Consider the following 22,870-nt stretch of genomic DNA (forward strand, 5'->3'; position numbering starts at 1 on the left):
GACCCGCCCGCCGACCTGTGAATTCGGGACGGCGTGTCGCCGAACAGGCCCTGATCGGGCCGGACCGGTCCGGCCCGCGATGGGCCGGACCGGTCGGAGGCTCACACCTCGACGATCACCGGGATGATCATCGGGCGGCGGCCGTACGTCTCGTTGACCCAGCGGCCCACGGTGCGGCGTACGACCTGCCGGAGCTGGTGCGCGTCGTTGATCCCGTCGGCGGCAGCGTCGTCGAGCGCGTCCTCGATGCGCGGGAGCACCGCGTCGAAGCTGTCGATCCCGGCCCCGCGCGCGTGGATCTCCGGTCCGCCCAGGGGCTTGCCGCTCTCGGAGTCGACGACCACGACGATGGAGACGAACCCCTCGTCGCCGAGGATGCGGCGGTCCTTGAGCGACGTCTCGGTGATCTCGCCGACGGAAAGGCCGTCGACGTAGACGTACCCGGCGCGGACCGCCCCGGCCACCGCCGCCTTGCCGTCGACGAGGTCCACCACCACGCCGTCCTCGGCGATGATGACGCTGTCGGCGGGGACGCCGGTGAGCTCGGCCAGCCGGGCGTGGGCGCGCAGGTGACGCCACTCGCCGTGGACCGGCATGAAGTTGCTCGGCCGGGTCATGTTCAGCACGTACAGCAGCTCGCCGGCCGGAGCGTGCCCGGAGACGTGCACGAGCGCGTTGCCCTTGTGCACGACCTTCGCGCCCCAGCGGGTGAGGCCGTTGATGACGCGGTTGACGGCGTTCTCGTTGCCGGGGATGAGGGACGACGCGAGGATCACCGTGTCGCCCTCCTCGATCCGGATCTGGTGGTCCCGGTTGGCCATCCGCGACAGCGCCGACATCGGCTCGCCCTGCGAGCCGGTGCAGACCAGCACCACCTTCTCGGCAGGGAGATCGTCGATCTCCTTCTGGTCCACCATGATCCCGGCGGGCACCTGGAGGTAGCCCAGGTCGCGGGCGACGCCCATGTTGCGCACCATCGACCGGCCGACGAGGCAGACCTTGCGGCCGCTCGCGTGCGCCGCGTCCAGGACCTGCTGGACGCGGTGGACGTGCGAGGCGAAGCACGCCACGATGACGCGCTTCTCCGCGACGCGGAGCACGTCGCCCAGCACGACGCCGATCTCGCGCTCGCTGGTGACGAAACCGGGGACCTCGGCGTTGGTGGAGTCCGACAGGAGCAGGTCGATGCCCTCCTCGCCGAGCCGGGCGAACCCGCCCAGGTCGGTGAGCCGGCCGTCGAGCGGCAGCTGGTCCATCTTGAAATCCCCGGTGACCAGCACGAGACCGGCCGGGGTGCGGACGGCGACCGCCAGGGCGTCCGGGATGGAGTGGTTGACCGCGAGGAACTCGCAATCGAACGGTCCAAGGGACTGCGTGTCGCCCTCCGCGACCCGGAGCGCCACCGGGTTGATGCGGTGCTCGGCGAGCTTGGCCTCGAGCAGGGCGAGGGTCAGCCGCGAGCCGATGACGGGGATGTCCGCGCGCTCCCGGAGGAGGTACGGCACGGCGCCGATGTGGTCCTCGTGCCCGTGCGTGAGGACGATCCCCTCGATGTCGTCGAGGCGGTCACGGATGTAGTCGAAGTCCGGCAGGATCAGGTCGACCCCGGGCTGTTCCGTCTCCGGGAACAGCACACCGCAGTCGACGATGAGCAGCCGGCCGTCGTACTCGAAGACCGTCATGTTGCGGCCGATCTCGCCGAGGCCGCCGAGCGGCACGATGCGCAGGCCCCCTCGGACGAGCGGTCGCGGTGCACTCAGGCCGGGGTGCGGATGACTCATCGGCTCCGCTCCCTCTCGCCGGACCGTGCGGGGGCAAGGTCATGCGCGTTGGTCACGCGCCCTCCTACCTATCAGCGGCTCGCCTTTCCGGCGATGCCTTGGAAACCAGTGGTCCGCTCACGGACCCTCCACGATCTTGACGCCGCCGGCCACGAGGTCCTCTCGGAGCGCGGCGGTGAACTCCGGCGTCGCGTCCACCAGGGGCGGGCGGACCGATCCACCGGGAAGCCCGAGCAGGGACAGCGCCGCCTTGGTGGCGATGACGCCCTGCGTGCGGGTCATGATGGCGGTGATCACGGGCAGGAGCCTGCGGTGGATCTCGGTGGCCCGCCGCGTGTCCCCGCCGAGGAACGCGTCGATCATCTCGTGCAGGTCGGCGCCTACGACGTGGCCGACCACGCTGACGAAGCCCGCGGCGCCGACCGACAGCCACGGGAGGTTCAGCGCGTCGTCGCCGGAGTAGAAGACCAGATCGGTCTCGGCCATCACCTTCGAGGCCCCGAACAGGTCGCCCTTGGCCTCCTTCACCGCGATGATCCGCGGGTGGTCGGCCAGCCGGAGCAACGTCTCGGCCGCGATCGGCGTGCCGGTACGGCCCGGGATGTCATAGAGCATCACCGGCAGGCCGGTCGCGTCGGCCACCGTGGTGAAGTGGCGCGCGAGGCCGTCCTGCGGCGGCTTGTTGTAGTACGGGGTGACGACCAGGAGCCCGTGCGCGCCGGCCCGCTCGGCCTGGCGCGCGAGCTTGAGGGTGTGCACGGTGTTGTTCGTGCCGACTCCGGCGACGACCGTCGCGCGGTCGCCGACCGCATCCAGGACGGTGCGCAGCAGGCGCTCGTCCTCCTCGTCGCTCGTCGTCGGCGACTCTCCCGTCGTCCCGCTGACGACGAGGCCATCGTTGCGCTGCTCGTCGACGAGGTACGCGGCCAGCCGTGCCGCCCCGTCGTAGTCGACGGTGCCGTCGGAGGCCATGGGGGTGACCATCGCGGTCAGCATCCGGCCGAAGGGCGCGGACTCGTCACGTCCCTGCGGCAGGGCGTTCGTGCTGGGTGCCATGTTCCGAACTTACCGGGCATCGGCAGTGGCCGGGAGCCGCGGGGACCCCCGTGTCGCCCGCGCCGTGGGTCGTCCCGTCGTGCGGAACCGGCCGTGATCCGGAGCCCGCCGCCTGCGCGAACGGCCGTGAAACGAGAGGCGCCGCCGGAACGCGCTCGGGGGTACGCGTTCCGACGGCGCACTTCAGCATCGGATTTCAGAAAACCGGCGTTACCGGAGAACCTTGAGCGCCTCTCGTACGTTGGAGTGAGTGGGATGGGGTTCCGCCGGGGTCTGGCGGGGCTGGCGGAGCCTCTCCCGGCGGAGGATGCGCGCCTCGGTGGCAGGGGTCTGGGGCTCTCCGCGCCGGTCACCCACCCGACCGGCGCACCGGCCACCGAGGCGCGCGCATCCACGCGTCAGCCCGTCAGCCCGCTAGGCGTCCGGCCGGGCTTCGAGGCGCTGTCGGAGCTTTACTTCGAGTTCTTCCTTGCTCCGGGCGCGGAGGCACTCATTGCGCCGTACCGCCCACCAGTGCCCGGAGCCCCCCAGCCCGAACCTCCAGCCCGAATAATCGGCCGTGAGTTGCTGGAGCTGACCGGCCGCTCCCTGGACAGTGTCCTCCATGTGCATCTCTCCCGAACCTCCCACACCGCCAGCCGAGGCGATCCGCGCCACGGTCGACGAAAATCCTTCCCCGTGCGACGACGGTTCGATCACATGGCCGAGAGCGGTCAGGGGAACCACGGGGAAGTGCTTTGACCTGCGGAGACGAGCCATTTAATCACCTATCGGGGCATGTAACGCAATCGTCAGATTTAGTTGTCCGCGCGAGTGGCGGACGGGACGCGGGGCAGGTGGCCGAACCCCTCCCGCGACCGCCTCAACGCGACTCCCCGACCACCCTGCGCGGTCGTCGCCCGGCCCCTCCCGCGGCCGCTCGGCGCGGCTCGCCGAGCCGGCCTGCGCGATACGCGGCCGGGCCCCGTGCGACCCGCCTCAGCGCGGCTCGCCGAGCCAGCCTGCGCGATACGCGGCCCACTCCCGGGGGTCGGTCGTCCAGTCGGCGTACACCGCGACCCCGTACGGCCGCCGTGGCGGGCGGCGCAGCCCGGCGACGCCCTGCCGTACGCCCCGCAGCGCGGTCGGCAGGTCCTCGGCCCACGGGGTCGGCGACCGGTAGGTCGGCACCCCCATGAAGACGGTGACGCGGTCGCCGATGAGCGACAGCACCCGCTCGGTGTGGTGGGCGAAGTGCCATCCGGCGAGCGCCCGGGTCGGCGCCTCGGAGTCGTACGTCATGATCGCCACCTGGTCGACGCGGTCCGCGACGGCCCGCAGATACGCGGTCGTCGGCCGCGGCGGGTAGTGGTCCTTCCCTCGCGGCAGCATCAGCCGGAACAGCGGCTGCGCCCAGTCGGCGAGGGTCGGCTGTTCGAGTGCGGCCGACAGCAGCCGGCCCCGGGCCCGGGTGAGCTCGCGCGTGCGCGTCAGGAGGTCGAGGAAGTTCCGGTCGTCGGGAAAGATCGGCTCGATGTCGTAGTGGATTCCGGCGAACCCCAGGTCCAGAAGGGCGCGGTCGGCCTCCAGGATCCGGGCCCGGGTCGCCGCCGCGCGCAGGTCCAGCGGGCCGCCGCCGGAACGCTCCACCTGCCCGACGTACGCCTGGGCGCGCACGCCGGGCGCCAGCCGGCGCAGCGCGGCGAGCAGTTCACGCGCGTGGGCGTACCGGGACGGCGGGATCTCCCCGTCGCCGGCGAGCGGCCCGACGTGGAAGAACACGTCGGTGATCCGGTTCCGGGTCAGCGTGTCCGCCAGCCCGCGGTACTCGGCCTCGGTGTGCGTCTCCCCCACCCACTGGTGCCGGGCCCACAGCGCGTTGACGGTGCCGCCGTACACCGGCGGTTCGCGCTGCCAGGCGAACCACGTGTGCGCGAAGAAGATCGCTGACGTGCCGAGCAGGACCGCGCAGGCCCAGGCCGCCGTACGGACGAGTCGCCGCGTCATGCCCCTCCCTTGATCAGAAGTTCGGACGCGACGGACGGCCCGGCGGTTCGCGGGGCTCCGCGATCAGCGTTCGGCGGTGTCCTGGGCGAGGACGGGCTTGACGTCGACGACGGGCGTGCCGTTCAGGGCCTCGAGGTCCTTGACCAGGATGCGCGATCCCTCGATCGCGAGGATCGTCACCCGGTGCAGGCCGATCGGGTTGGGCCGGTCGGGCGAACGCGTGCTGAAGACGCCCTGACGCTGCCGGGCCAGGTCGCCGCGCGGGTGCACGACCAGCACGTCACGGGCCGCCCGGTCGAACCACGTCAGCAGGATGACCTCGTCCCCCACCCGAAGGTCGCGCAGTCCCTCATGCACGTCTTCGCGGAAGACCAGCCACGCGTCCGGCGCTCCCTCGTCGCCCTGCCGGGGAGCCGACGCGCGATCGGTCAACGGCGACTCGACCCGGCCGATGGGGCGCACCTCGTACGAGCTCTCGGTCACAACTCTCCTCATCGTCGCGTGCCGACGTCATCATGACGGTCGATCAGGCCGTGGTCTTCGCTTTCGACGACGAAACGACCGCACGGCGACGCGGCCGACTTCCGCGGCGACCGCGACGCCGGTTCACGACGAGATGATCCCGGAGGACCGGCGAGGCCGGGACCTCCGGGATCGGGCCTGACGTGTTACGCGGGCACCTTGCAGGTGACCGTGTAGCTGGTCATGTGACCCATCCGTGAGCCGAGGAAGTGCCACGGCAGGACCAGGCGGTCACCCTTCTTGATGGTGCCGGTCTTCCCGGTCTTGACCAGCGTGTAGTTGAGCAGGCTGCCCTTGAAGTTCGTGTTCCTGGTCGGCGCCTTGGTCGTCTTGTACGGCGACTTGATCGCTTTGCCGTTCACGGACGCCTTCTCGATCGACGTGATGACGCCCGGGCCGAACCAGTCCTTGCCGGCCTTGGTGATGTAGAGATCCCAGGTCAGCTTCTGTCCCTTGCCGGCGCGCTTGTGGAAGACGACCTTCGCCACGCCGCCCTTCTTCGCCCAGGTTCCGGAGCACGTCTTGAGCTTCGCCGGCGGCTTGATCGCGCCCGTTCCGCTCGTCGTGGCCGCGCCGGCCGGGGCGGCGGCGAGCACGGTCGCGCCGGCCGCAAGGGTGAGCGCCGAGACGGCAAGCCCACGGGAGATTCGCATCGAGAATTTCCTTCCGACAGAGGGCCGCCCGCCCGTCGAAGGTGAGGGACCGCCCTCGATACGCCCCGCCGGCGATCGGCCGATGACGGGGCCGCGAACAGTGACCCGATGAACTATCGCGATCACTGAACGGGCCCGCCAGAGTCCGCAGCACCAATCCGGATTGGTACGGAAGACCTACCGAGAGTCATCGCGCGCGGGTTGATCAGGAAGGAAGCAGGAGGGCCTTCCCGAGGATCTCGCGCGCCTCGATGGCGCGATGCGCGTCGGCGGCGCGGGCGAGCGGGAAGGTCCGCCCGATGACCGGCCTGATCCGGCCCGCCGCCGCCTCGTCCAGGGCCCGCTCGGCGAGCCGGTGGAACTCCTCGGGCCCGAACTGCACGTCCTGGATCCCCCGCACGGTGAGTCCCCGCCGGGCCGCCTCCTCCGGGTCGATCGGGGCGAACCCGCCGCTGGGCGCGCCGTGCGCGGAGATCCGGGCCCCGTCCGCCGCGACCGCGATCGCCGCCCGGCCGATCTCGCCGCCCGCGCCGTCGAACACGACCGCGGGGCCCGCGCCCCCGGTGGCCTCGCGCACGCGGTCCGTCCAGCCCGGCTCGCTGTAGTCGGTCACGACGTCGGCGCCCAGCTCGCGGGCCAGGTCGAGCTTGCGCTTGCCCCGGGCGGCGGCGATGACGTGCGCGCCGGCCGCCGTGGAGAGCTGCACGAGCAGCGAGCCCATACCGCCGGCCGCCGCGACGACGAGCACCCACTCCCCCTGCCGTACCCGGGCCGCCTCGAAGACGCCCATCCCGGTCACCCCGTCGTGCAGGAGCGCCGCCGCCGCGGTCAGGTCCAGATCGTCCGGCACGGGCAGCAGCCCGTCGGCCGGCACCACGACGCGGGACGCGTAGCCTCCGCCGGGCGTCCGGGTGACGACGCGCCGCCCGAGCCACGCGCCGTCCACACCCTCACCGACCGCTGTCACCTCGCCGGCGGCGCCGTCACCGGGCACGTACGGCGGCCGCACGTCGAAGAACTCACCGCCCCACCCGGACCGGATCTGCGTCTCGACGAACAGCGTGTCCGCCGCGGACACCGCCACGACGACCTGCCCGGGTCCGGGCTCCGGATCCGGGCGGTCCACCGGGACCAGTTCCTCGGGACCGCCGAACCGCCGTACCTCGATCGCCTGCATGGTCACTCCCTCCGTACGACTGCCGTCGTCGAAGAGCCTGGAACCTAAACCTTGGTTCAAGTCAAGTGGGCTCGGCCCGCAATCGCGCGAGCGTCTCCGGCGTGAGCCGCCGGGCCAGCGTCTCGAGCAGGGCGGTGACTTCGGCCACCTCCCCCGCGTCGTCCGTGCCGAGCGCGGCGGCGAGCGCGCCGTCGATGGGCGTCGAACGGACGACCGCGACCCGCTCGGAGACCTCGGACGCCTGCCGCACGAGCATCCGCCGCCGGTCCCGCGGATCGGGCGCCGTGACGATGGAACCCGCCTCGCGCAGCCGGGCGACGGCGCCCGACACCTGGCTCTGTGGCAGGCTCGTACGGGCGGCGATCTCGCCGATGGCGCTGTCCGGGTGCGCCGCGATGTCGCTCGCCACGATCAGGACCGTCCGGACGCTGGTCGTGTACTTCGGCAGCCCCTCCGTCGGCATGGCCTCCTCGCCGATCTTCATGAGGATCCGGCCCAGCAGGAACAGCTCCACTCCGTTCATGGCGGCACCCTACAACCAGATGCATCACTTTAGATGCATCGATCTTGATCCATCCATTTCGATGCTTTACCCGCCGGTGACGGTGGAGACGCACGCCGACGACGCCCGACACATCGCCAACCTGGAGTTCTTCTTCTCCCACGATCTCCCGGCGATGATCGAGGCGCCGTTCGACGCCGCCGACGTCACCGCGCTCAAGGAGACCCCTGTCCGGGTCGTCCCGGCCGCCGGCCGCGCCTCACGGAGCATCGCGAACTACCGGTGCGCCCAGGAGATGGCCGCCCTCTTCGGCACGGACGTCGTCGAGTTCCCCGGCGGCCACAGCCTGGCCACCCTTCGCCGCCCACCTGCACGAGGTCCTCACCGGCCGAGGGTGACGGGTCGTGGACACAACGCCAGGGCGGCGTTCGAGGGGTCAGCCGTTCGCCGCCTCACGCGTGGGCGTGGCGCCCGGGACGACCTGGGCGGCGCCCGCCGGGCGGGCGCTGCTCGCGATCCGGGCCCGCTGGGCGGCGAGGACGCAGACGAGCACGCCGGCCGCCGCGACGACGGTGCTCACGCCCGCGTGCTCACCGAGCAGCAGCCAGGCCCAGGTCAGTGTGAGCAGCGGCTGGGCGAGCTGCACCTGGCTCGCTCGCGCGACCCCCGCCTTCGCGAGCCCGGCGTACCAGGCGAAGAACCCGAGGAACATCGACACGACCGACACGTACGCCAGGCCGGCCACGGCCGCGCCGCTCCAATGGATGGGCGTGGCGGCCAGGAGGACCAGCGTGACCGGAACCGTGATCGGCGTGGCGAGGACGAGGGCCCACGACACGACCTGCGGGCCGGGCATCTCGCGGGCCAGCCGGCCGCCTTCGGCATAGCCGAGGCCGCACGTCAGCAACGCGCCGAACAACAGGGCGTCGGCGAGGGAGAAGTGCCCCACCCCGTTCCGCAAGGTGAACGCCACGATGAACGCCGCACCCGCCACGCTCGCCGCCCAGAACAGCGGCGAGGGGCGTTCGCCGGCCCGCACGACGGCGAACACCGCCGTCACGACCGGGAGCAGGCCGACCACCACGGCCGCGTGCGAGGACGACGAACCGTGGTCGAGGGCGAGCGTGGACAGGACCGGGAAGCCGAAGACGATCCCGCCGGCGACCACGCCGAGCGAGGCCCACTGGCGCCCGCGCGGACGCTGCGCGCGCATCAGCCGCAGCGCGACGACGGCGAGGACCGCCGCGATCGCCGCCCGGCCGACACCGATCAGGTACGGGTCGAACCCGCGCAGCGCGAAGGAGGTCGCCGGGAACGTGAAGGAGAAGGCGAGGACGCCGAGCGCGGCGGCGCCGAAGCCCGCCGGCAGCGCTACCGGGTTGCGGGGAGTAGCGTTATCCTTATTCCTCATGAACAACGATAGCAGTATCGCCACTTTGGCCGCCGAGCTGCGGGCCGAGGTGGCGAGGCTGCACCCCGGCGACCGGCTGCCGTCGAGCCGCTCGCTGATGACCCGCTACCAGGTCAGCCCCGTCACCGTCGCCCGCGCGATCCGCACGCTCACCGCGGAAGGCCTCGTGGTCGCCCGGCCCGGCAGCGGCACGTACGTCGCCGAGCGGACTCGCCCCGCCCCGGCCGAGCCGGCGGACCTCGACTGGCAGGCCGTGGCGCTCGGCGACCGCACGGTCGACGCCGACGGTGTGGTGGGCCTGCTCTCCCAGGCGCCCGAGGGCGTGGTCTCGCTGAGCGGCGGCTACCTCGCGCCGGGGCTGCAACCGGTACGCGCGCTGGCCACCGCCGCCGCGCGGGCGGGCCGCCGCCCTGACGCGTGGGAGCGGCCGCCGCTGTCGGGCGTGCGCGAGCTGCGGGAGTGGTTCGCGCGGACGGCGGGCGGCGACGTCACCGCCGCCGACGTCACGATCACCAGCGGGGGCCAGGCCGCGATCAGCCTGATCCTGCGCGCGCTGCTGCCGCCCGGGGCACCGCTCCTCGTCGAGTCGCCCACCTACCTCGGCGCCCTGGCCTCCGCCCGTGCCGCCGGGCTGCGCCCCGTCCCCGTGCCCGTCGACGAGGAGGGCCTGCGGACCGACCTGCTGGCCGACGCGTTCGCCGCCACCGGGGCCCGCGCGCTGCTGTGCCAGCCGACCTTCCACAACCCGACCGGCACGGTGCTGTCTCCCCCGCGCCGCGCGCAGGTGCTCGACGTCGCCCGTGCGGCGGGAGCGTTCGTGGTCGAGGACGACTACAGCCGCCACCTGGCGATCGACCCGCCTCCCTCGCCGCTCGTCGCCGCCGACCGGGACGGCCGGGTCGTGCACATCGCGTCCCTCACCAAGGCCACCGCGCCGAGCCTGCGGGTCGCCGCCGTGATCGCCCGGGGGCCGGTCGCCGAACGCATCCGGTCCGCGCAAATCGTCGAGTCGTTCTTCGTCGCCCGCCCGCTCCAGGAGACCGCCCTGGAACTGGTCACCTCCCCCTCTTGGCCGCGCCACCTGCGTACCATGGGCGAGGCGCTGCTGCGGCGGCGTGACGCCCTCATCTCCGCGCTCGCCGCGGCCGGCCTGCCCCCCGCCGTACGGCCGCGCGGCGGCCTGCACCTGTGGGTCGGCCTTCCCGGGGGCGTCGACGACGTGGCCCTCGCCGAGGCGGCGCTCCGCGCGGGCGTCCTGGTCAGCCCGGGGCGACGCTACTTCCCCGCCGAGCCTCCGAAACCGCGCATGCGGCTCAGCTACGGGACGGCGGCCGGGGAGACGGAGCTCACCGAGGGCGCGGCCCGCTTCGCCCAGGCGCTCGCCGAGGTCTCCTAGGGCGCGTCCGGTGGATCTCTGCCCGGCCGCTACGAACAAGATCCACCGGACGCATCCTCGGGGGTGTCCGGTGGATCTCTGTCCGGCCGCTACGAACAAGATCTACCGGACGCGCCCAAGCGACACGGAAACCGGTCATCACAGTACGCTGGTGTCGAGATGGAGGCTGGATGAGCGGCTCGGACAGTGCGCTGCTGCTGCGGGACTTCGTCAACACGTACGACGTCGACTGCGACATCGACGACTTCGGCGCGCCGTGCGACCTCGGTGGCTGGCTGATCGAGCGCGGGCTGACGCCGCCCGGCACGCGCGCGGACGACTCCGACCTGGCGATGGCGATCGCCCTTCGCGAAGGCCTCCGGACCGCCATGCTCGGCCACCACGACCCGGCCGCCATGGCTCCGCCGGCCGACCTCGACCGGCTCCTGGCCGCCCTGCCCCTGCGCGTGTCGCTCGACGGCCCCGCGCTGATCCCGCTCCGCGACGGTGTCCGCGGCGGGCTCGCGGCCGTCGCAGCGGCGGTCATGCGCAGCGCCGCCGAGGGCGACTGGCCCCGGCTCAAGGTGTGCCGGGAGGCGACGTGCCGGTGGGCGTTCCTCGACACGTCGAAGAACCGCTCGCGCAGCTGGTGTTCGATGCGGATGTGCGGCAACCGGACGAAGACCCGCGCCTACCGCGCCCGCCGCCGCGCCACCGCCTCCGACGCCTGACGGCACCCGGACCCGGCCGTGTCCGGCGGGTGCGCGGTACGGTCGTCGGCGTACGGGATGTGACAGGAGCGGGGGGCGAGACACCGGTGGGCGTGGTGGGCGTACGGGCGGCGTATCCGGGAGACGTGGCCGCCGTCGCGGAGATCCAGGTGCGGGCCTGGCGCGAGGGGTATCGCGGCGTGATCCCCGATGCCGCGCTGGCCGAGATGACGGGCCCGGAGGCGGCCGCCCTGTGGCGTGAGCGCTGGGCGGAGGCGATCGCCGCGCCGCCGAGTCCCCGGCACCGGCTGCTGGTCGCCGTGGACGAGGGCGTCATCACCGGGTTCGCCGCGCACGCCCCGGCGGACGATGCCGACCAGGATCCGCAGACGACCGGCGAACTGCTGACCCTGCTCGTCGACCCCGCCCACGGGCGGTCCGGGCACGGCAGCCGCCTGCTCGCCGCGACGGTGGACCATCTGCGCGAGGACGGCTGCGCCACCGCCGTCACCTGGGTCTTCGCCGCGGACGACACACTGCGGGGCTTCCTGACGTCGGCAGGCTGGGCGCCCGACGGCGCCCACAGCAAGGTCGACATGGGCCAGCCGGTCGCGATGGTGCGCCTCCACACCGCCCTCGCCTGACACGTCCTGGGCGCGATCCGGTGACGGACCGGCAGACACCCCTAGTGGAGCGTCGCGCCCGCCTTGCGGTACGTCTGCCGCGCCAGCCGCTCGGCCTCCGCGCGGGTGGCGTTCAGGCCGCCCACCTGGCAGGACGCGAAGTATCCGGCACCGACGAACGCGACCTCCCATACGCGCAGCCGCACGCCGCTGGAGGTCTCGTCCGTCTCGCGGACCCGTCCGCCCTCCCCGATGGCGTACGGATCGTCTGCGACGATCGTCGCGGTGGTCGCGGTCCCGCCGGCATTCGTCTTGAACGACCGGCAGGCCTTCGGGAGTGCCTGGGTGACGAACCGGCTCGTCCGCGCGTCGGAGGACGCGGAGAGCAGAACAGTGAAGAACATCTCATCCCGGCTGAATGACAGGAACGCGACCGGTGTCCGCCCGACGGCCCCGCGGCCTGCCGGGCCGTACGCCGGGCAACCCGGCGCGGTGGTGACCGTGGCCGAGGGGCCTGGTTCCCCAAGCCGGGAAAGCACCGTGTCGGCGGTGCCGCTTTCGCTCTTGACGTTCGTGGCGCGCGCGGGCGGCTCGACCAAGGCACGTTTGAGCTGCTCGGCCGTGTAGCGCACGCTCGGTGAGGGGGAGGCGGAGGCAGACGATCGGGCCGGGGACGACCCGGCCTTCGGCGCGTCGTCGTGCCCGCCGCCATCGCAACCGGCCTGCGCCACCACCGCCGTCGCGGCGATGATGGCGGTGGCCGCGGCCCTCGTCCTCATCACTCGCCCCCTCGCCCGCTGAGCGCGTCCTCTGAGAGGACGCGCCGACGTCCGGTGGGGTTGTCCGGCCCTGGGGCGTGTCTGACCCGCCGTATGCGCACACCCGGTCCGTCGGCCGGATCGCCCGGCGGTCGGCCGCACCGGCGGGTCCCGGAGGTGCGGCCGGTCCGCTGCTACGCCGGCGTTTCGAGCGTCCAGTCGATCTCGGGGAGGCCGGCGTCGGCGAGGGCCTTGTTGACCGCGCTGAAGGGACGGCTGCCGAGGAAGCCCCTGGGGTTCATCGGGCTGGGGTGCCCGGCCTCGAACACGGCGTGCTGCGCGCCGGTGACGAGGTCGCGCTTCTTGCGGGCGTAGGCGCCCCACAGCACGAACACCACGCGCTCGCTCTTGGCGTCCAGCGCCCGGATCACGGCGTCGGTGAACTCCTCCCAGCCCTTCCCCGCGTGGGAGCCCGCCTTGCCGGCGCGGACGGTCAGCACCGCGTTGAGCAGCAGCACTCCCCGCTCGGCCCACGGCGTCAGGTCTCCGGTGGACGGGACCGGGACACCGAGGTCCTCATGGAGCTCCTTGAAGACGTTGCGCAGCGACGGCGGGATCCGCACGCCCGGCCGCACGCTGAAGCTCAGTCCGTGCGCCTGGCCGGGCCCGTGGTAGGGGTCCTGGCCGAGGATGAGCACCCGGGCGTCGTCGGGCCCGCACAGGCGGAAGGCGCTGAACAGGTCGGGGAGCGGCGGGTAGACGGTGCCCGCGTCGTACTCGGCGGCCACGAAGTCGCCGAGACGGCGAGTCGCGTCGGGGTCGAGCAGCGGCTCCACGCGCTCGCGCCAGGCATCGGGCAGCAGCTCCAGCAGGTCGAAGGACATGCGCCGCAACCTAACACCACCCAGGGACGGATTCCGGCGATCTCCCGGGTGACGCCGTTCGATCGGTCAGAAGCGGTCGGCCCGCGCCGGATCGCCCGACGCGTCCTCGTCGTCCATCGTCTGGAAGCGCAGGACGGTGGCGAGGAGGAAGCCGCGTACGATCCGCTCGTCGGCCGGTCGCAGGTGGTCGAGCATCGGCTCCATCTGGCTGCCCGCCGCGTCCTCGGCCTGCTTGAGCTGCCGGCGGCCCGTCTCGGTCAGCGCGAGGCGGACGAGGCGGCGGTCGGAGGCGTCGCGGCGCCGTTCGATCCAGCCCGAGCGCTCGAGGTGGTCGACCGTGTGGTTGAGTGTCGAGGGGGCGATTCCACAGCGTTTGGCGAGCTCCCGCTGGGTGAGCGCCGATCCGCGTTCAAGGGAGGCGAGCACGGCCAGGCCGTGGGGGGTGAGGCCGTAGCTTCCCATGAGGCGTTGCCAGCGCATGGCGACGACGTGGCCGGCGACGGCCAGCAGGCGGGACAGCGACATGCGTTCGAGATCGGCCTCAGAGGTGCGCACGGCAGACATTCTCCGTGCTCGGGGCGCCGAGGGCCAGCGGGATCCGGCGCTGCGGACCGCAGGATCCGGCACCGCGGACCGCAGGATCGGGGCCGCGGACCGCAGGATCGGGGCTGCGAGCCGCAGGATCCGGTGGCGCGGACCGCGGGATCCGGAGCGGCGGCGCGACGGGATCCGGGGCCGCAGGGCAAGCGGGTCCGGAGCCGGACGGCGACCGGATCCGGGGCCGCAGGGTCGGCGGGATCGTGAGTCGCCGGACCAGCGGGATCGGGGGCCGTGGGGGCCTGAGGAGGGGGCCCGGCAGGGGCCGGGAAGAGCGGAGGTAGGTTTGACGCCGAACGATTCAGGATCGAACGAACCGCTCTGGAACCCTTCGATGACCTTGCGCTCGGCTCCCCTTCTGCCCGCATCCGCGACCGCCTCGCCCGGGCGTCGCCGGTGGCTCGGCATGGTGGTCATCAGCCTCGGGGTCTCGCTGATCATCGTCGACGCGACGATCGTCAACGTCATGCTCCCCAGGGTCGTCGGCGATCTGCGGCTGACCACGACGGGCGCTGAGTGGATCACCTCGATCTACTCCCTCGTGTTCGCGGCGCTGCTGATCCCGTTCGGGAGGGCGGGCGACGCGTACGGCCGGCGCAGGATGCTCGTCCTCGGCACCGTGGTGTTCGTCGCGTCGAGCCTCCTCGCCGCCCGCTCCGGCAGCGGCGCCGAGCTGGTCGCGTCCCGGCTCCTGCAGGGGGTCGGCGCGTCGATGATCCTGCCGGCGGCGCTCTCCACGGTGACGGCCGTCTTCACGGGTCGGGACCGGGCGGTCGCGTTCGGGATCTGGGGGTCGCTCATCGGGGGCATGGCCGCGCTGGGCCCGCTGCTCGGCGGCTGGCTCGCGACGTCGTACGGCTGGCGGTGGGCGTTCGGCGTGAACGTGCCGCTCGGCGCGGCGATCGTCGCCGGGACGCTGCTGCTCGTGCCCGAGACCCGCGATCCGGCGGTCCGCCGCGTCGGCGACTGGCAGGGCACGGTGCTGAGCACGGCCGGCCTCGCGGGTGTCGTCTTCGCCCTGATCGAGGGGCAGCGGTACGGCTGGTGGTCGGCCACCCGCCCGTTCTCCGCCGGTCCGGTCCACTGGCCCGGCGCCGGGATCTCGCCGGTCCCGGTGGCCCTGGCGGCCGGGGTCCTCGCGCTGGTCGCGCTGGTCGCCGTCGAGCGGGCGCGGGCGGCGGCGGGGCGGCCGGTGGTCCTGGACCTCTCTCTGTTCCGCATCCCCGACTTCCGGCGCGGCAACGCGGCGGCCTCGCTGATCAGCGTCGGCGAGCTGGGGCTGATGTTCGTGCTGCCGCTGTTCCTCCAGGACGTACACGGGAACTCCCCGCTGCAGGTGAGCGTGGCGATCCTGCCGCTCGCCATCGGCACGTTCATCGCCGGCGGGCTGTCGGCGCGGCTGTCGCGCCGCCTCGGCGCGGCCCGGATGCTGCAGGCCGGCATGGCCCTGGAGGTCGTCGCCGCGGCGCTGATCGGCCTGACCACGCGCGCGGACACCACGGGGTTCCAGCTGGCGCCGTGGATGCTGGTGTACGGCATCGGCCTGGGCCTGACGACCGGGCAGCTCACCCGGATCGTGCTGCGCGACGTCCCGCCCGCCAGTGCGGGCCTCGCCTCCGGGACCCAGTCGACGGCGCGCCAGGTCGGCTCGGCGCTGGGGATCGCGCTGATCGGCGCGGTGTTCGCGGTCGGGCTGAGCCACGCGATGACGGCGCGGGTGCGCGACGCGGGGCTGCCGGCCGGGCGGGGCGCGGCGTACGCGGAGCGGTTGCGCGACAGCGCGGGCACCTTCGCCCGTGACCTGCGGCAGGAGGATCCCCGGCTGTCCCGGGCCGCCGACGAGAGCCTGGCCGTGGCGACCGACCGCGCGGCCCTCGCCACGGCGGCTCTGCTGGCCGTCGGTCTGCTGCTGACTTTGAGGCTACGTCGCGACACCGATCCGGATCCGGAAGAATCACCCGCATGATCATCGGCTCCGCGAAAGGGCGATAGTGGCGACCCTCTCCCAGTGGGTCGCCGGGTCGCGACCCCGAACCCTCCCCAACTCCATCGTTCCCGTCGCCGTCGGCACCGGCGTGGCGATCGGTTACGACCACTTCGTGTGGTGGCGGGCGCTGCTGGCGCTCTTCGTCTCCCTCCTGCTGCAGATCGGGGTGAACTACGCCAACGATTACAGCGACGGCATCCGTGGCACCGACGAGGTCCGGGTCGGGCCGATGCGGCTGGTCGGCTCGAAGGTCGCGCCGCCGAAGCAGGTGCTCGCCGCGGCGTTCGGTTGCTTCGCGCTGGCCGCGGTGGCCGGGCTCGTCCTCGCCATCGTCACGTCCTGGTGGCTCATCCTGATCGGCGCGGTGGCGATCGCGGCGGCGTGGTTCTACACCGGGGGCTCGCGCCCGTACGGCTACCGTGCGCTGGGTGAGCTGTCGGTCTTCGTGTTCTTCGGCCTGGTCTCCGTGGTCGGCACGGCGTACGTGCAGCTGGAGAGCCTGCCGTGGGCGGCCTGGGTGGCCGCGGTGCCCGTCGGGCTGCTCTCGTGCTCGATGCTCGTCGTGAACAACCTGCGCGACATCCCCACCGACACCGCTTCCGGCAAGCGCACCCTCGCGGTGCTGCTCGGCGACGGGCGTACGCGCCTGCTGTACACCGGGTGCGACGTCGCGGCGTTCCTGTCCGTCGTCATCGTCGCGTTCTCCCGGCCGTGGGCGATCCTGGCGCTGGCGTCGGCGCTGTTGGCGATCGCGCCCAACGCGCGGGTGCTGCGGGGTGCGAAGGGTCGCGAGCTGATCGCCGTGCTCGGGGAGACCGGCCGGCTGCAGATCATCTTCGGCGCGCTCTTCACTCTCGGATTGGCCCTCTAAAGGGACTTCGCGTCCGTACGGCCCGCGCCCGTGCGGTCCGTACGGGCGGTCCTCCTGTGAGGTCCACCCGTGCGGTCCGCGCCCGTGAGGTCCGCGGCCGTGAGGCACGTCACGGCGGGAATAGTTGAATCTTCAATTAGTGTTGCTCCTGCCATCGGTGGAACGACCCACCGGACATCGAAGGAGGAGTGACCGTGAGCGAGCTGCTGAGCATCGACCCCACCGCCCAGGACCTGTTGTTCCGCGAGGCCCGTACGGCGAACGCCTTCACCGACGAGCCCGTGTCCGAGGAGCAGGTGCGCGCCATCTACGACCTCGTCAAGTGGGCGCCCACCGCGATGAACACCCAGCCCCTGCGCGTCGTGCTGGTACGCACCCCCGAGGCCCGCGAGCGCCTCGTCACGCACATGGCCGAGGGCAACAAGGCCAAGACCGCGGCGGCGCCGCTGGTGGCGATCCTCGCCGCCGACAGCGACTTCCACGAGCACCTGCCGACGGTGTTCCCCCACAAGCCGGACGCCAGGGACGGCCTGCACGGCGTGCCGGAGGTCCGTTCCAGGATGGCCGCGTTCAACGGCGCGATCCAGGTCGGCTACTTCATCGTCGGTGTGCGCGCCGCCGGGCTGGCGGCCGGGCCGATGGCCGGCTTCGACGCCGAGGCGGTCGCCAAGGAGTTCTTCCCGGGCGGCGGCCACCAGGTGCTGGCCGTCGTGAACATCGGCAAGCCCGGCCCGAACGCCTGGTTCCCACGTAACCCGCGCCTGGAGTACGACCAGGTGGTCACCACCGTCTGACCGCCGGGACCGCCGGCCCGCTCGACGGGCCGGCGCGGCCCGCGGCCGCCGGCCTCTCAGGTGAGGCCTGCCGCCTGGCAGGCCGCCGCGACCTCCCGGGTGCAGATGGCGCGCACGGTCCAGAAGCCGTCCTTCACCACCGTCTCCTTGACGTTGGACCGGTCGACGGCGACCGGATTGATGATCGAAGCGGGTACGGAATGGCCGGTCGCGTTGGAAACGGTGCGGTTGGACGGCGGTCTCCTCCCTGAGACGAGGGCCACGGCCGACCGGACGGCGTTCTTCGCCTCCTGCCGGATCGGCTTGTACACCGTCATCGTCTGCGTGCCGAGGAGGATCCGCTGGACGGCGTCGAGCGCGGCGTCCTGGCCGGTGAGCGGAGTGCCCGGCCGGACCCCGGTCTTGCGCATCGCCACGCTGACGCCACCGGCCATGGTGTCGTTGGCGCAGTACACGCCCACGATGCGGCGTGGACCGAGCGCGATGAACGCGGCGGCCGCCGCGGCCGCCGCGAGATCGGGCCGCCAATTCGGAGCGTCGTACGACCTGGCGATCCTGACCCTGCCCTGGAGCACGGACAGTGCCCCCTTCTTGAACTCGGCGGTGTTCGGGTCGGTCGGCGAACCGTTGATCATCACCATGTCGCCGCGTCTCGGGTCGCCGCCCTTCTTGATGGCGGCGAGCAGCGCCAAGCCCTGTTCCCGGCCGACCTGCACGTTGTCGAATGAGGTGTAGGCGTCCACCGGCCCGGCGGGAAGACGGTCGTACGCAACGATCTTGACTCCCTTCCGGTGCGCCCTGGTCACCGCCGACGCGATCGCCTTGTCGTCGACGGGGTCGAGGATGATGACCTTCACACCGTTGACGATCATCAGGTCGACCTGCTGGAGTTGCAGGTCCGCCTCACCGTTCGCGTCAGCGAAGAAGAGCCGGCACTTCGGGCACTGCGCGGCGAGCTCGTCCCGGATGTAGTGGCGGTCACGGTCGGTGCGCCCGCTCCCTCCGGGCAGCAGCAGGCCGACCCCGAAGCCGCGCTCGGCGGAGGCGACGACGCCGAGATCCCGGTCCTGTTCGACGCTTCCGCAGCCGGCCATCCCGTACAGCGCGCCGAGTGTGACGCCGCCGACGGCGCCGCGAACGAGTCGTGCTCTCATCACGCCCCCGAATACCGGCGCCGCCCGGTCCATCGCGGCCCGCGACGCGCCCCGACCCGAAAGACATCTCCCCAGGTCACAAGCGTACGCACCGCGGCGTTGCAACCGGTCACCACGGCGTCTCCCCACTGCCCGCCCCGGGGCCTGGCTTCTGCGAGGATCCCGAGCACGGACATACCGTATTTGCGAGCTACATAGTGGGTGATTTGCCGCTTCTGCGGCGACTACACTGATCTACGTGACGGCGTTCCGGATCAGTGAGGTCGCGTCCCTGCTCGGCGTCAGCGCCGACACGGTACGCCGGTGGATCGACTCCGGAAGACTGCCGGCACGGCGCGACGAGCAGGGCCACCGGATCGTTTCGGGCGCCGATCTGGCGGCCTTCGTCCGCTCTCCCGCCGACCGGGGCGGCGCGCCGCCGTCCTCGGCCCGCAACCGGCTGCGCGGCATCGTCACCGAGGTCGTACGCGACGGGGTGATGGCACAGGTCGAGATCCAGGCCGGACCGTTCCGCGTCGTCTCCCTGATGAGCCGGGAGGCGGCCGACGAGCTCGGCCTGGAACCCGGCGTGGTCGCCGTGGGGGTCGTCAAGTCAACCAACGTCGTCGTGGAGCTGCCCCAGTGATCAGTCATCGCACCACGTTCCGGACCGCGTCGATCGTCGCGCTCGCGGGCGTCCTCGCGGCCGGCTGCGGCAGCACCGGCAAGGACGGCAAGGGCACGTCCGGCAAGACGCGGACGGTCGTCGTCTTCGCCGCGGCCTCCCTCACCGAGACGTTCACCGCGCTGGGCAAGACCTTCGAGGCGAGCCATCCCGGCGTAAAGGTGAAGTTCAACTTCGGCGGCAGTTCGGCGCTGGCCCAGCAGATCGACCAGGGCGCGCCGGCCGACGTGTTCGCCGCGGCGAGCCCCGCCACGATGAAGCAGGTCACCGACGCCGGTCGGGCGTCGGGACCGCGCGTCTTCGCGCGCAACCGCCTCGAGATCGCCGTACCCCCCGCGAATCCGGCCAAGGTGGCGGCCCTGAAGGACCTGGCGAGCTCCAAGGTCAAGGTCGTGCTGTGCGCCCCGCAGGTGCCCTGCGGCGCGGCGGCCCTCAAGGCGCTGAAGGCCGCCGGCCTCACCGTCAAGCCGGTCTCCCAGGAACAGGACGTCAAGGCCGCCCTCACCAAGGTCCGGCTGAACGAGGCCGACGCCGCCCTCGTCTACCGCACCGACGTCAAGGCGGCGGCCGGGCAGGTCAAGGGCATCGACTTCCCCGAGGCCGCCAAGGCGATCAACGACTACCCGATCGCGGCGATCAGTAAGGCGCCGCAGCCCGGACTGGCCGGGGAGTTCGTCCAATCGGTGCTCTCACAGCAGGGGCAGACCACCCTGCTCCAGGCGGGGTTCGAAAAGCCGTGAACCGACGAGCGCCGTGGGTGCTGGTGCTGCCGGCGCTCCTCGGCCTCGCCTTCCTGGTCCTCCCCCTCGCCGGTCTGCTCCTGCGCGCCCCGTGGTCGACGCTCGGCACCCGCCTGGCCCGGCCCGAGATCCTCGAAGCCCTCCGGCTGTCACTGGTCAGCGCGACGCTCGCGACCCTGTTCTGCCTGCTCGTCGGGGTGCCGCTGGCCTGGGTGCTGGCCCGGGTGGACTTCCCCGGCCGGCGGCTGGTGCGCGCGCTCGTCACCGTCCCGCTGGTGCTCCCACCGGTGGTCGGCGGCGTCGCCCTGCTGCTCGCCCTGGGGCGCAACGGTCTGGCGGGGCGCTGGCTGGACCGCTGGTTCGGCGTGACGCTGCCCTTCACGACCGCGGGCGTGGTGGTGGCCGAGGCGTTCGTGGCCCTGCCGTTCCTGGTGATCAGCGTGGAGGGCGCGGTCCGCGCCGCCGACCTGCGCTACGAGGACGCCGCGGCGACGCTCGGCGCGACCCGGTGGACGACGTTCCGCCGCGTCACCCTGCCCCTGATCGCGCCGGGGGTGGGCGCGGGGGCCGTGCTGTGCTGGGCGCGGGCGCTCGGGGAGTTCGGCGCCACGATCACCTTCGCCGGGAACTTCCCCGGCCGTACGCAGACGATGCCGCTCGCGGTCTACCTGGCGCTGGAGAACGACCCGCAGGCCGCGATCGTGCTCAGTCTCGTGCTGCTGGCCGTCTCGGTGATCGTGCTGGCCGGGCTCCGGGGACGATGGGTCTCGTGATCGACGCCCGTCTCGTCGTACGGCAGGGGGCCTTCACCCTCGACCTGGCGCTGACCGCCGCGCCGGGTGAGGTCGTCGCGCTGCTTGGCCCGAACGGCGCGGGCAAGACCACGGCGCTGCGCGCGCTCGCCGGCCTGACGCCCCTGTCGGAGGGGCACATCGACGTCGACGGGGAGCCGTGGCACGACCGGCCCGCCGAGCGCCGCCCGGTCGGCGTCGTGTTCCAGGACTACCTGCTCTTCCCGCACCTGTCCGCGCTGGAGAACGTCGCGTTCGGACCGCGCTGCCAGGGCATGCGCCGGCGCGAGGCGCGGCGGCTGGCCGCGGAATGGCTGGACCGGGTCGGCCTCGCCGACCAGGCCGCCCGCAAGCCGCGCACCCTGTCGGGCGGGCAGGCGCAGCGGGTCGCGCTGGCCCGTGCCCTGGCCGTACGGCCTCGGCTCCTGCTGCTCGACGAGCCGCTGTCCGCCCTGGACGCGCACACCCGGCTCGGCGTCCGCGCCCGGCTGCGCCGCCATCTCGCCGACTTCGAGGGGACCGCCGTCCTGGTCACGCACGACCCGCTCGACGCGATGGCCCTCGCCGACCGGCTCGTGGTGATCGAGAACGGGAGCGTCGTGCAGGAGGGAGCCCCCGCGCACGTCGCCCGCCACCCGCGGACCGACTACGTGGCCCGCCTGGTCGGCCTCAACCTCTACCGGGGAACGGCCCACGGCCACACCGTCTCCCTGGGCGAGGGCGTGGGATTCGACGCGGCCGAGGCCCTGGACGGCGAGGTCTTCCTGGCGTTCCCTCCGTCGGCCGTCGCGCTGTTCCGTACGCGCCCCGACGGCAGCCCGCGCAACCTGTGGCAGGCGACCGTCGGCGGCATCGAGCCCCACGCCGACCAGATACGGATCTACCTGGAGGGCCCGGTGCGGGCGGCCGCCGACGTGACGCCCGCCGCGCTGGCCGAGCTCCGCCTCGCCGAGGGAGACCCGGTGTGGGCGGCGGTCAAGGCCGCCGAGACACATGCATATCCGGCCTGACGGCGACACGCGCATATCTGCCCCGACGGCGCGTTGTGCCCGGTAATAGGCGATGGGCCGTCCTAAAGTGGCCCGCATGCCCCCCAAGCCGCGTGTCGCCGTTCTCGCCGCGGTCGCCCTGGCGCTGGCCGGATGCGGCGTCGCCTCCGGCGACGAGCGCTTCACGCTGAAGGTGCTCGCCGCGTCCTCGCTGACCGAGGCGTTCGAGGAGCTCGGGACGGCGTACAACGCGGCCGACCGGCGTGTGACCGTGCAGTTCGAGTTCGCCGGCTCGCAGGATCTCGCGATGGACATCGAGGACCACGAGCCGGCCGACGTGCTGGCGACCGCCGACGGGGCGTCGATGGACCCGGTGGCGACGAAGGTCTCCGGCCGCCGCCTCTTCGCGTACAACTCCATGACCATCGCCGTCGCCCCCGGCAACCCGAAACGCGTCCAGGGGCTCGCCTCGCTCGCCGACCGCCGGCTGCGCGTGGTCCTGGGCGGGCCGATCGTCCCGGTGGGCCGGTACGCCGCGCAGGTCCTGGCCAAGGCGGGCGTCACCGTACGGCCGAGGTCGGAGGAGGCCGACGCGCGCACCGTGCTCACCCGGGTCCGTACGGGCGCGGCCGACGCGGGGATCGTCTACGTGACCGACATGCGGTCGGCCGGGATCTCGGCGAGCAGCGTCCCGATCCCGGCGCAGCAGAACGTCACCGCCACCTACTTCGCCGCCGCCGTACGCGGCAGCGCCCACGGTGCGGCCGCGAAGGCGTTCGTCGCCTGGCTCGGCTCCCCCACCGCCAAGACGATCCTGCGTAAATACGGCTTCCCCACTCCGTGAC

At 72.7% G+C, this 22,870-nt stretch carries 24 protein-coding genes; 11 read left to right on the plus strand and 13 right to left on the minus strand.

Annotation, left to right across the window (positions count from 1 at the left end; genetic code table 11):
• Positions 1-101: 101 nt before the first annotated feature.
• From ABEA24_RS16260 to ABEA24_RS16300, 9 genes are all read right to left on the minus strand, one after another.
• Positions 102-1,781 carry a ribonuclease J gene (locus ABEA24_RS16260; protein ID WP_345431668.1) on the minus strand — a complete coding sequence of 560 codons (1,680 nt, stop codon included), beginning with the start codon at positions 1,779-1,781 and terminating at the stop codon, positions 102-104.
• 117 nt (positions 1,782-1,898) lie between these two features.
• Positions 1,899-2,837: a 4-hydroxy-tetrahydrodipicolinate synthase gene (dapA, locus tag ABEA24_RS16265; RefSeq protein ID WP_345431669.1), complete on the minus strand. Its 939-nt coding sequence runs from the start codon at positions 2,835-2,837 to the stop codon at positions 1,899-1,901.
• Between the two features lie 414 nt (positions 2,838-3,251).
• Positions 3,252-3,443 carry a hypothetical protein gene (locus ABEA24_RS16270; protein WP_345431670.1) on the minus strand — a complete coding sequence of 64 codons (192 nt, stop codon included), beginning with the start codon at positions 3,441-3,443 and terminating at the stop codon, positions 3,252-3,254.
• A gap of 372 nt (positions 3,444-3,815) precedes the next feature.
• A complete protein-coding gene (locus tag ABEA24_RS16275) occupies positions 3,816-4,823 on the minus strand; it encodes a glycoside hydrolase family 18 protein (RefSeq protein WP_345431671.1) in 1,008 nt (335 codons plus the stop codon).
• 63 nt (positions 4,824-4,886) lie between these two features.
• Positions 4,887-5,306 carry a tRNA (N6-threonylcarbamoyladenosine(37)-N6)-methyltransferase TrmO gene (tsaA, locus tag ABEA24_RS16280; RefSeq protein ID WP_345431672.1) on the minus strand — a complete coding sequence of 140 codons (420 nt, stop codon included), beginning with the start codon at positions 5,304-5,306 and terminating at the stop codon, positions 4,887-4,889.
• 185 nt (positions 5,307-5,491) lie between these two features.
• Positions 5,492-5,998, minus strand: a complete 507-nt coding sequence (locus ABEA24_RS16285; RefSeq protein ID WP_345431673.1) for a hypothetical protein — start codon at positions 5,996-5,998, stop codon at positions 5,492-5,494.
• A gap of 205 nt (positions 5,999-6,203) precedes the next feature.
• Positions 6,204-7,175: a zinc-binding dehydrogenase gene (locus ABEA24_RS16290; RefSeq protein WP_345431674.1), complete on the minus strand. Its 972-nt coding sequence runs from the start codon at positions 7,173-7,175 to the stop codon at positions 6,204-6,206.
• A 61-nt stretch (positions 7,176-7,236) separates the two neighbouring features.
• Positions 7,237-7,698, minus strand: a complete 462-nt coding sequence (locus ABEA24_RS16295) for a MarR family transcriptional regulator (protein WP_345431675.1) — start codon at positions 7,696-7,698, stop codon at positions 7,237-7,239.
• A 415-nt stretch (positions 7,699-8,113) separates the two neighbouring features.
• Positions 8,114-9,088, minus strand: coding sequence for a DMT family transporter (locus ABEA24_RS16300; RefSeq protein WP_345431676.1), 975 nt, complete (start codon positions 9,086-9,088; stop codon positions 8,114-8,116).
• On the opposite strand from ABEA24_RS16300, the gene ABEA24_RS16305 reads away from it, so the two are divergent.
• The 3 genes from ABEA24_RS16305 (at position 9,087) to ABEA24_RS16315 (ending at position 11,817) form a co-directional block, all read left to right on the plus strand.
• Positions 9,087-10,484 (plus strand): aminotransferase-like domain-containing protein, encoded by a 1,398-nt coding sequence (locus ABEA24_RS16305; protein ID WP_345431677.1) that lies wholly within the window; start codon positions 9,087-9,089, stop codon positions 10,482-10,484. The two genes, ABEA24_RS16300 and ABEA24_RS16305, sit on opposite strands and share 2 nt — an antisense overlap.
• A gap of 170 nt (positions 10,485-10,654) precedes the next feature.
• Positions 10,655-11,194 (plus strand): CGNR zinc finger domain-containing protein, encoded by a 540-nt coding sequence (locus tag ABEA24_RS16310; protein ID WP_345431678.1) that lies wholly within the window; start codon positions 10,655-10,657, stop codon positions 11,192-11,194.
• A 29-nt stretch (positions 11,195-11,223) separates the two neighbouring features.
• Complete coding sequence (locus ABEA24_RS16315; RefSeq protein WP_345431679.1) at positions 11,224-11,817, plus strand: GNAT family N-acetyltransferase; 594 nt, start codon at positions 11,224-11,226, stop codon at positions 11,815-11,817.
• 41 nt (positions 11,818-11,858) lie between these two features.
• Here ABEA24_RS16315 and ABEA24_RS16320 read toward each other — a convergent pair whose 3' ends face one another.
• From ABEA24_RS16320 to ABEA24_RS16330, 3 genes are all read right to left on the minus strand, one after another.
• On the minus strand, positions 11,859-12,575 hold the full coding sequence (locus ABEA24_RS16320; RefSeq protein WP_345431680.1) for a hypothetical protein: 717 nt from the start codon (positions 12,573-12,575) through the stop codon (positions 11,859-11,861).
• Positions 12,576-12,748: 173 nt separating this feature from the next.
• Entirely contained in the window at positions 12,749-13,438 is a 690-nt protein-coding gene (gene ung, locus ABEA24_RS16325) for a uracil-DNA glycosylase (protein ID WP_345431681.1), read from the minus strand.
• A 66-nt stretch (positions 13,439-13,504) separates the two neighbouring features.
• On the minus strand, positions 13,505-13,993 hold the full coding sequence (locus ABEA24_RS16330) for a MarR family winged helix-turn-helix transcriptional regulator (RefSeq protein ID WP_345431682.1): 489 nt from the start codon (positions 13,991-13,993) through the stop codon (positions 13,505-13,507).
• A gap of 376 nt (positions 13,994-14,369) precedes the next feature.
• Between ABEA24_RS16330 and ABEA24_RS16335 the strand changes: the two genes are divergently transcribed.
• The 3 genes from ABEA24_RS16335 (at position 14,370) to ABEA24_RS16345 (ending at position 17,687) form a co-directional block, all read left to right on the plus strand.
• Positions 14,370-16,001: an MFS transporter gene (locus ABEA24_RS16335; RefSeq protein WP_345431683.1), complete on the plus strand. Its 1,632-nt coding sequence runs from the start codon at positions 14,370-14,372 to the stop codon at positions 15,999-16,001.
• Between the two features lie 25 nt (positions 16,002-16,026).
• Positions 16,027-16,893: a 1,4-dihydroxy-2-naphthoate polyprenyltransferase gene (locus tag ABEA24_RS16340; RefSeq protein ID WP_345431684.1), complete on the plus strand. Its 867-nt coding sequence runs from the start codon at positions 16,027-16,029 to the stop codon at positions 16,891-16,893.
• 194 nt (positions 16,894-17,087) lie between these two features.
• On the plus strand, positions 17,088-17,687 hold the full coding sequence (locus ABEA24_RS16345; protein WP_345431685.1) for a malonic semialdehyde reductase: 600 nt from the start codon (positions 17,088-17,090) through the stop codon (positions 17,685-17,687).
• A gap of 56 nt (positions 17,688-17,743) precedes the next feature.
• Here ABEA24_RS16345 and ABEA24_RS16350 read toward each other — a convergent pair whose 3' ends face one another.
• Complete coding sequence (locus ABEA24_RS16350; RefSeq protein ID WP_345431686.1) at positions 17,744-18,841, minus strand: sugar ABC transporter substrate-binding protein; 1,098 nt, start codon at positions 18,839-18,841, stop codon at positions 17,744-17,746.
• A gap of 238 nt (positions 18,842-19,079) precedes the next feature.
• On the opposite strand from ABEA24_RS16350, the gene ABEA24_RS16355 reads away from it, so the two are divergent.
• The 5 genes from ABEA24_RS16355 to modA (ABEA24_RS16375) all read left to right on the plus strand — a co-directional run bounded on the left by ABEA24_RS16355 (position 19,080) and on the right by modA (ABEA24_RS16375) (position 22,869).
• Positions 19,080-19,466 (plus strand): TOBE domain-containing protein, encoded by a 387-nt coding sequence (locus ABEA24_RS16355; RefSeq protein ID WP_345431687.1) that lies wholly within the window; start codon positions 19,080-19,082, stop codon positions 19,464-19,466.
• Positions 19,466-20,245 (plus strand): molybdate ABC transporter substrate-binding protein, encoded by a 780-nt coding sequence (modA, locus tag ABEA24_RS16360; RefSeq protein ID WP_425551204.1) that lies wholly within the window; start codon positions 19,466-19,468, stop codon positions 20,243-20,245. The genes ABEA24_RS16355 and modA (ABEA24_RS16360) overlap by 1 nt, the downstream gene beginning before the upstream one ends.
• The gene (locus tag ABEA24_RS16365; RefSeq protein ID WP_345431689.1) at positions 20,242-21,018 is read left to right on the plus strand and encodes an ABC transporter permease; all 777 of its coding nucleotides are present in this window, start codon (positions 20,242-20,244) and stop codon (positions 21,016-21,018) included. The genes modA (ABEA24_RS16360) and ABEA24_RS16365 overlap by 4 nt, the downstream gene beginning before the upstream one ends.
• Positions 21,006-22,046, plus strand: coding sequence for an ABC transporter ATP-binding protein (locus ABEA24_RS16370; protein WP_345431690.1), 1,041 nt, complete (start codon positions 21,006-21,008; stop codon positions 22,044-22,046). The genes ABEA24_RS16365 and ABEA24_RS16370 overlap by 13 nt, the downstream gene beginning before the upstream one ends.
• Positions 22,047-22,122: 76 nt before the next feature.
• Complete coding sequence (modA, locus tag ABEA24_RS16375) at positions 22,123-22,869, plus strand: molybdate ABC transporter substrate-binding protein (protein ID WP_345431691.1); 747 nt, start codon at positions 22,123-22,125, stop codon at positions 22,867-22,869.
• Position 22,870 lies beyond the last annotated feature (1 nt).

The organism is Actinoallomurus vinaceus (genome assembly GCF_039542055.1).
GTDB lineage: Bacteria > Actinomycetota > Actinomycetes > Streptosporangiales > Streptosporangiaceae > Actinoallomurus > Actinoallomurus vinaceus.

What these genes read in the sequence shown, in the direction of transcription:
- ABEA24_RS16260 (WP_345431668.1), bottom strand. Translation starts at nt 1,781, where the DNA reads ATGAGTCATCCGCACCCCGGCCTGAGTGCACCGCGACCGCTCGTCCGA.
- dapA (WP_345431669.1), bottom strand. Translation starts at nt 2,837, where the DNA reads ATGGCACCCAGCACGAACGCCCTGCCGCAGGGACGTGACGAGTCCGCG.
- ABEA24_RS16270 (WP_345431670.1), bottom strand. Translation starts at nt 3,443, where the DNA reads ATGGAGGACACTGTCCAGGGAGCGGCCGGTCAGCTCCAGCAACTCACG.
- ABEA24_RS16275 (WP_345431671.1), bottom strand. Translation starts at nt 4,823, where the DNA reads ATGACGCGGCGACTCGTCCGTACGGCGGCCTGGGCCTGCGCGGTCCTG.
- ABEA24_RS16285 (WP_345431673.1), bottom strand. Translation starts at nt 5,998, where the DNA reads ATGCGAATCTCCCGTGGGCTTGCCGTCTCGGCGCTCACCCTTGCGGCC.
- ABEA24_RS16290 (WP_345431674.1), bottom strand. Translation starts at nt 7,175, where the DNA reads ATGCAGGCGATCGAGGTACGGCGGTTCGGCGGTCCCGAGGAACTGGTC.
- ABEA24_RS16295 (WP_345431675.1), bottom strand. Translation starts at nt 7,698, where the DNA reads ATGAACGGAGTGGAGCTGTTCCTGCTGGGCCGGATCCTCATGAAGATC.
- ABEA24_RS16305 (WP_345431677.1), top strand. Translation starts at nt 9,087, where the DNA reads ATGAACAACGATAGCAGTATCGCCACTTTGGCCGCCGAGCTGCGGGCC.
- ABEA24_RS16300 (WP_345431676.1), bottom strand. Translation starts at nt 9,088, where the DNA reads ATGAGGAATAAGGATAACGCTACTCCCCGCAACCCGGTAGCGCTGCCG.
- ABEA24_RS16310 (WP_345431678.1), top strand. Translation starts at nt 10,655, where the DNA reads ATGAGCGGCTCGGACAGTGCGCTGCTGCTGCGGGACTTCGTCAACACG.
- ABEA24_RS16320 (WP_345431680.1), bottom strand. Translation starts at nt 12,575, where the DNA reads ATGAGGACGAGGGCCGCGGCCACCGCCATCATCGCCGCGACGGCGGTG.
- ung (WP_345431681.1), bottom strand. Translation starts at nt 13,438, where the DNA reads ATGTCCTTCGACCTGCTGGAGCTGCTGCCCGATGCCTGGCGCGAGCGC.
- ABEA24_RS16335 (WP_345431683.1), top strand. Translation starts at nt 14,370, where the DNA reads ATGACCTTGCGCTCGGCTCCCCTTCTGCCCGCATCCGCGACCGCCTCG.
- ABEA24_RS16350 (WP_345431686.1), bottom strand. Translation starts at nt 18,841, where the DNA reads ATGAGAGCACGACTCGTTCGCGGCGCCGTCGGCGGCGTCACACTCGGC.
- ABEA24_RS16370 (WP_345431690.1), top strand. Translation starts at nt 21,006, where the DNA reads ATGGGTCTCGTGATCGACGCCCGTCTCGTCGTACGGCAGGGGGCCTTC.
- modA (WP_345431691.1), top strand. Translation starts at nt 22,123, where the DNA reads ATGCCCCCCAAGCCGCGTGTCGCCGTTCTCGCCGCGGTCGCCCTGGCG.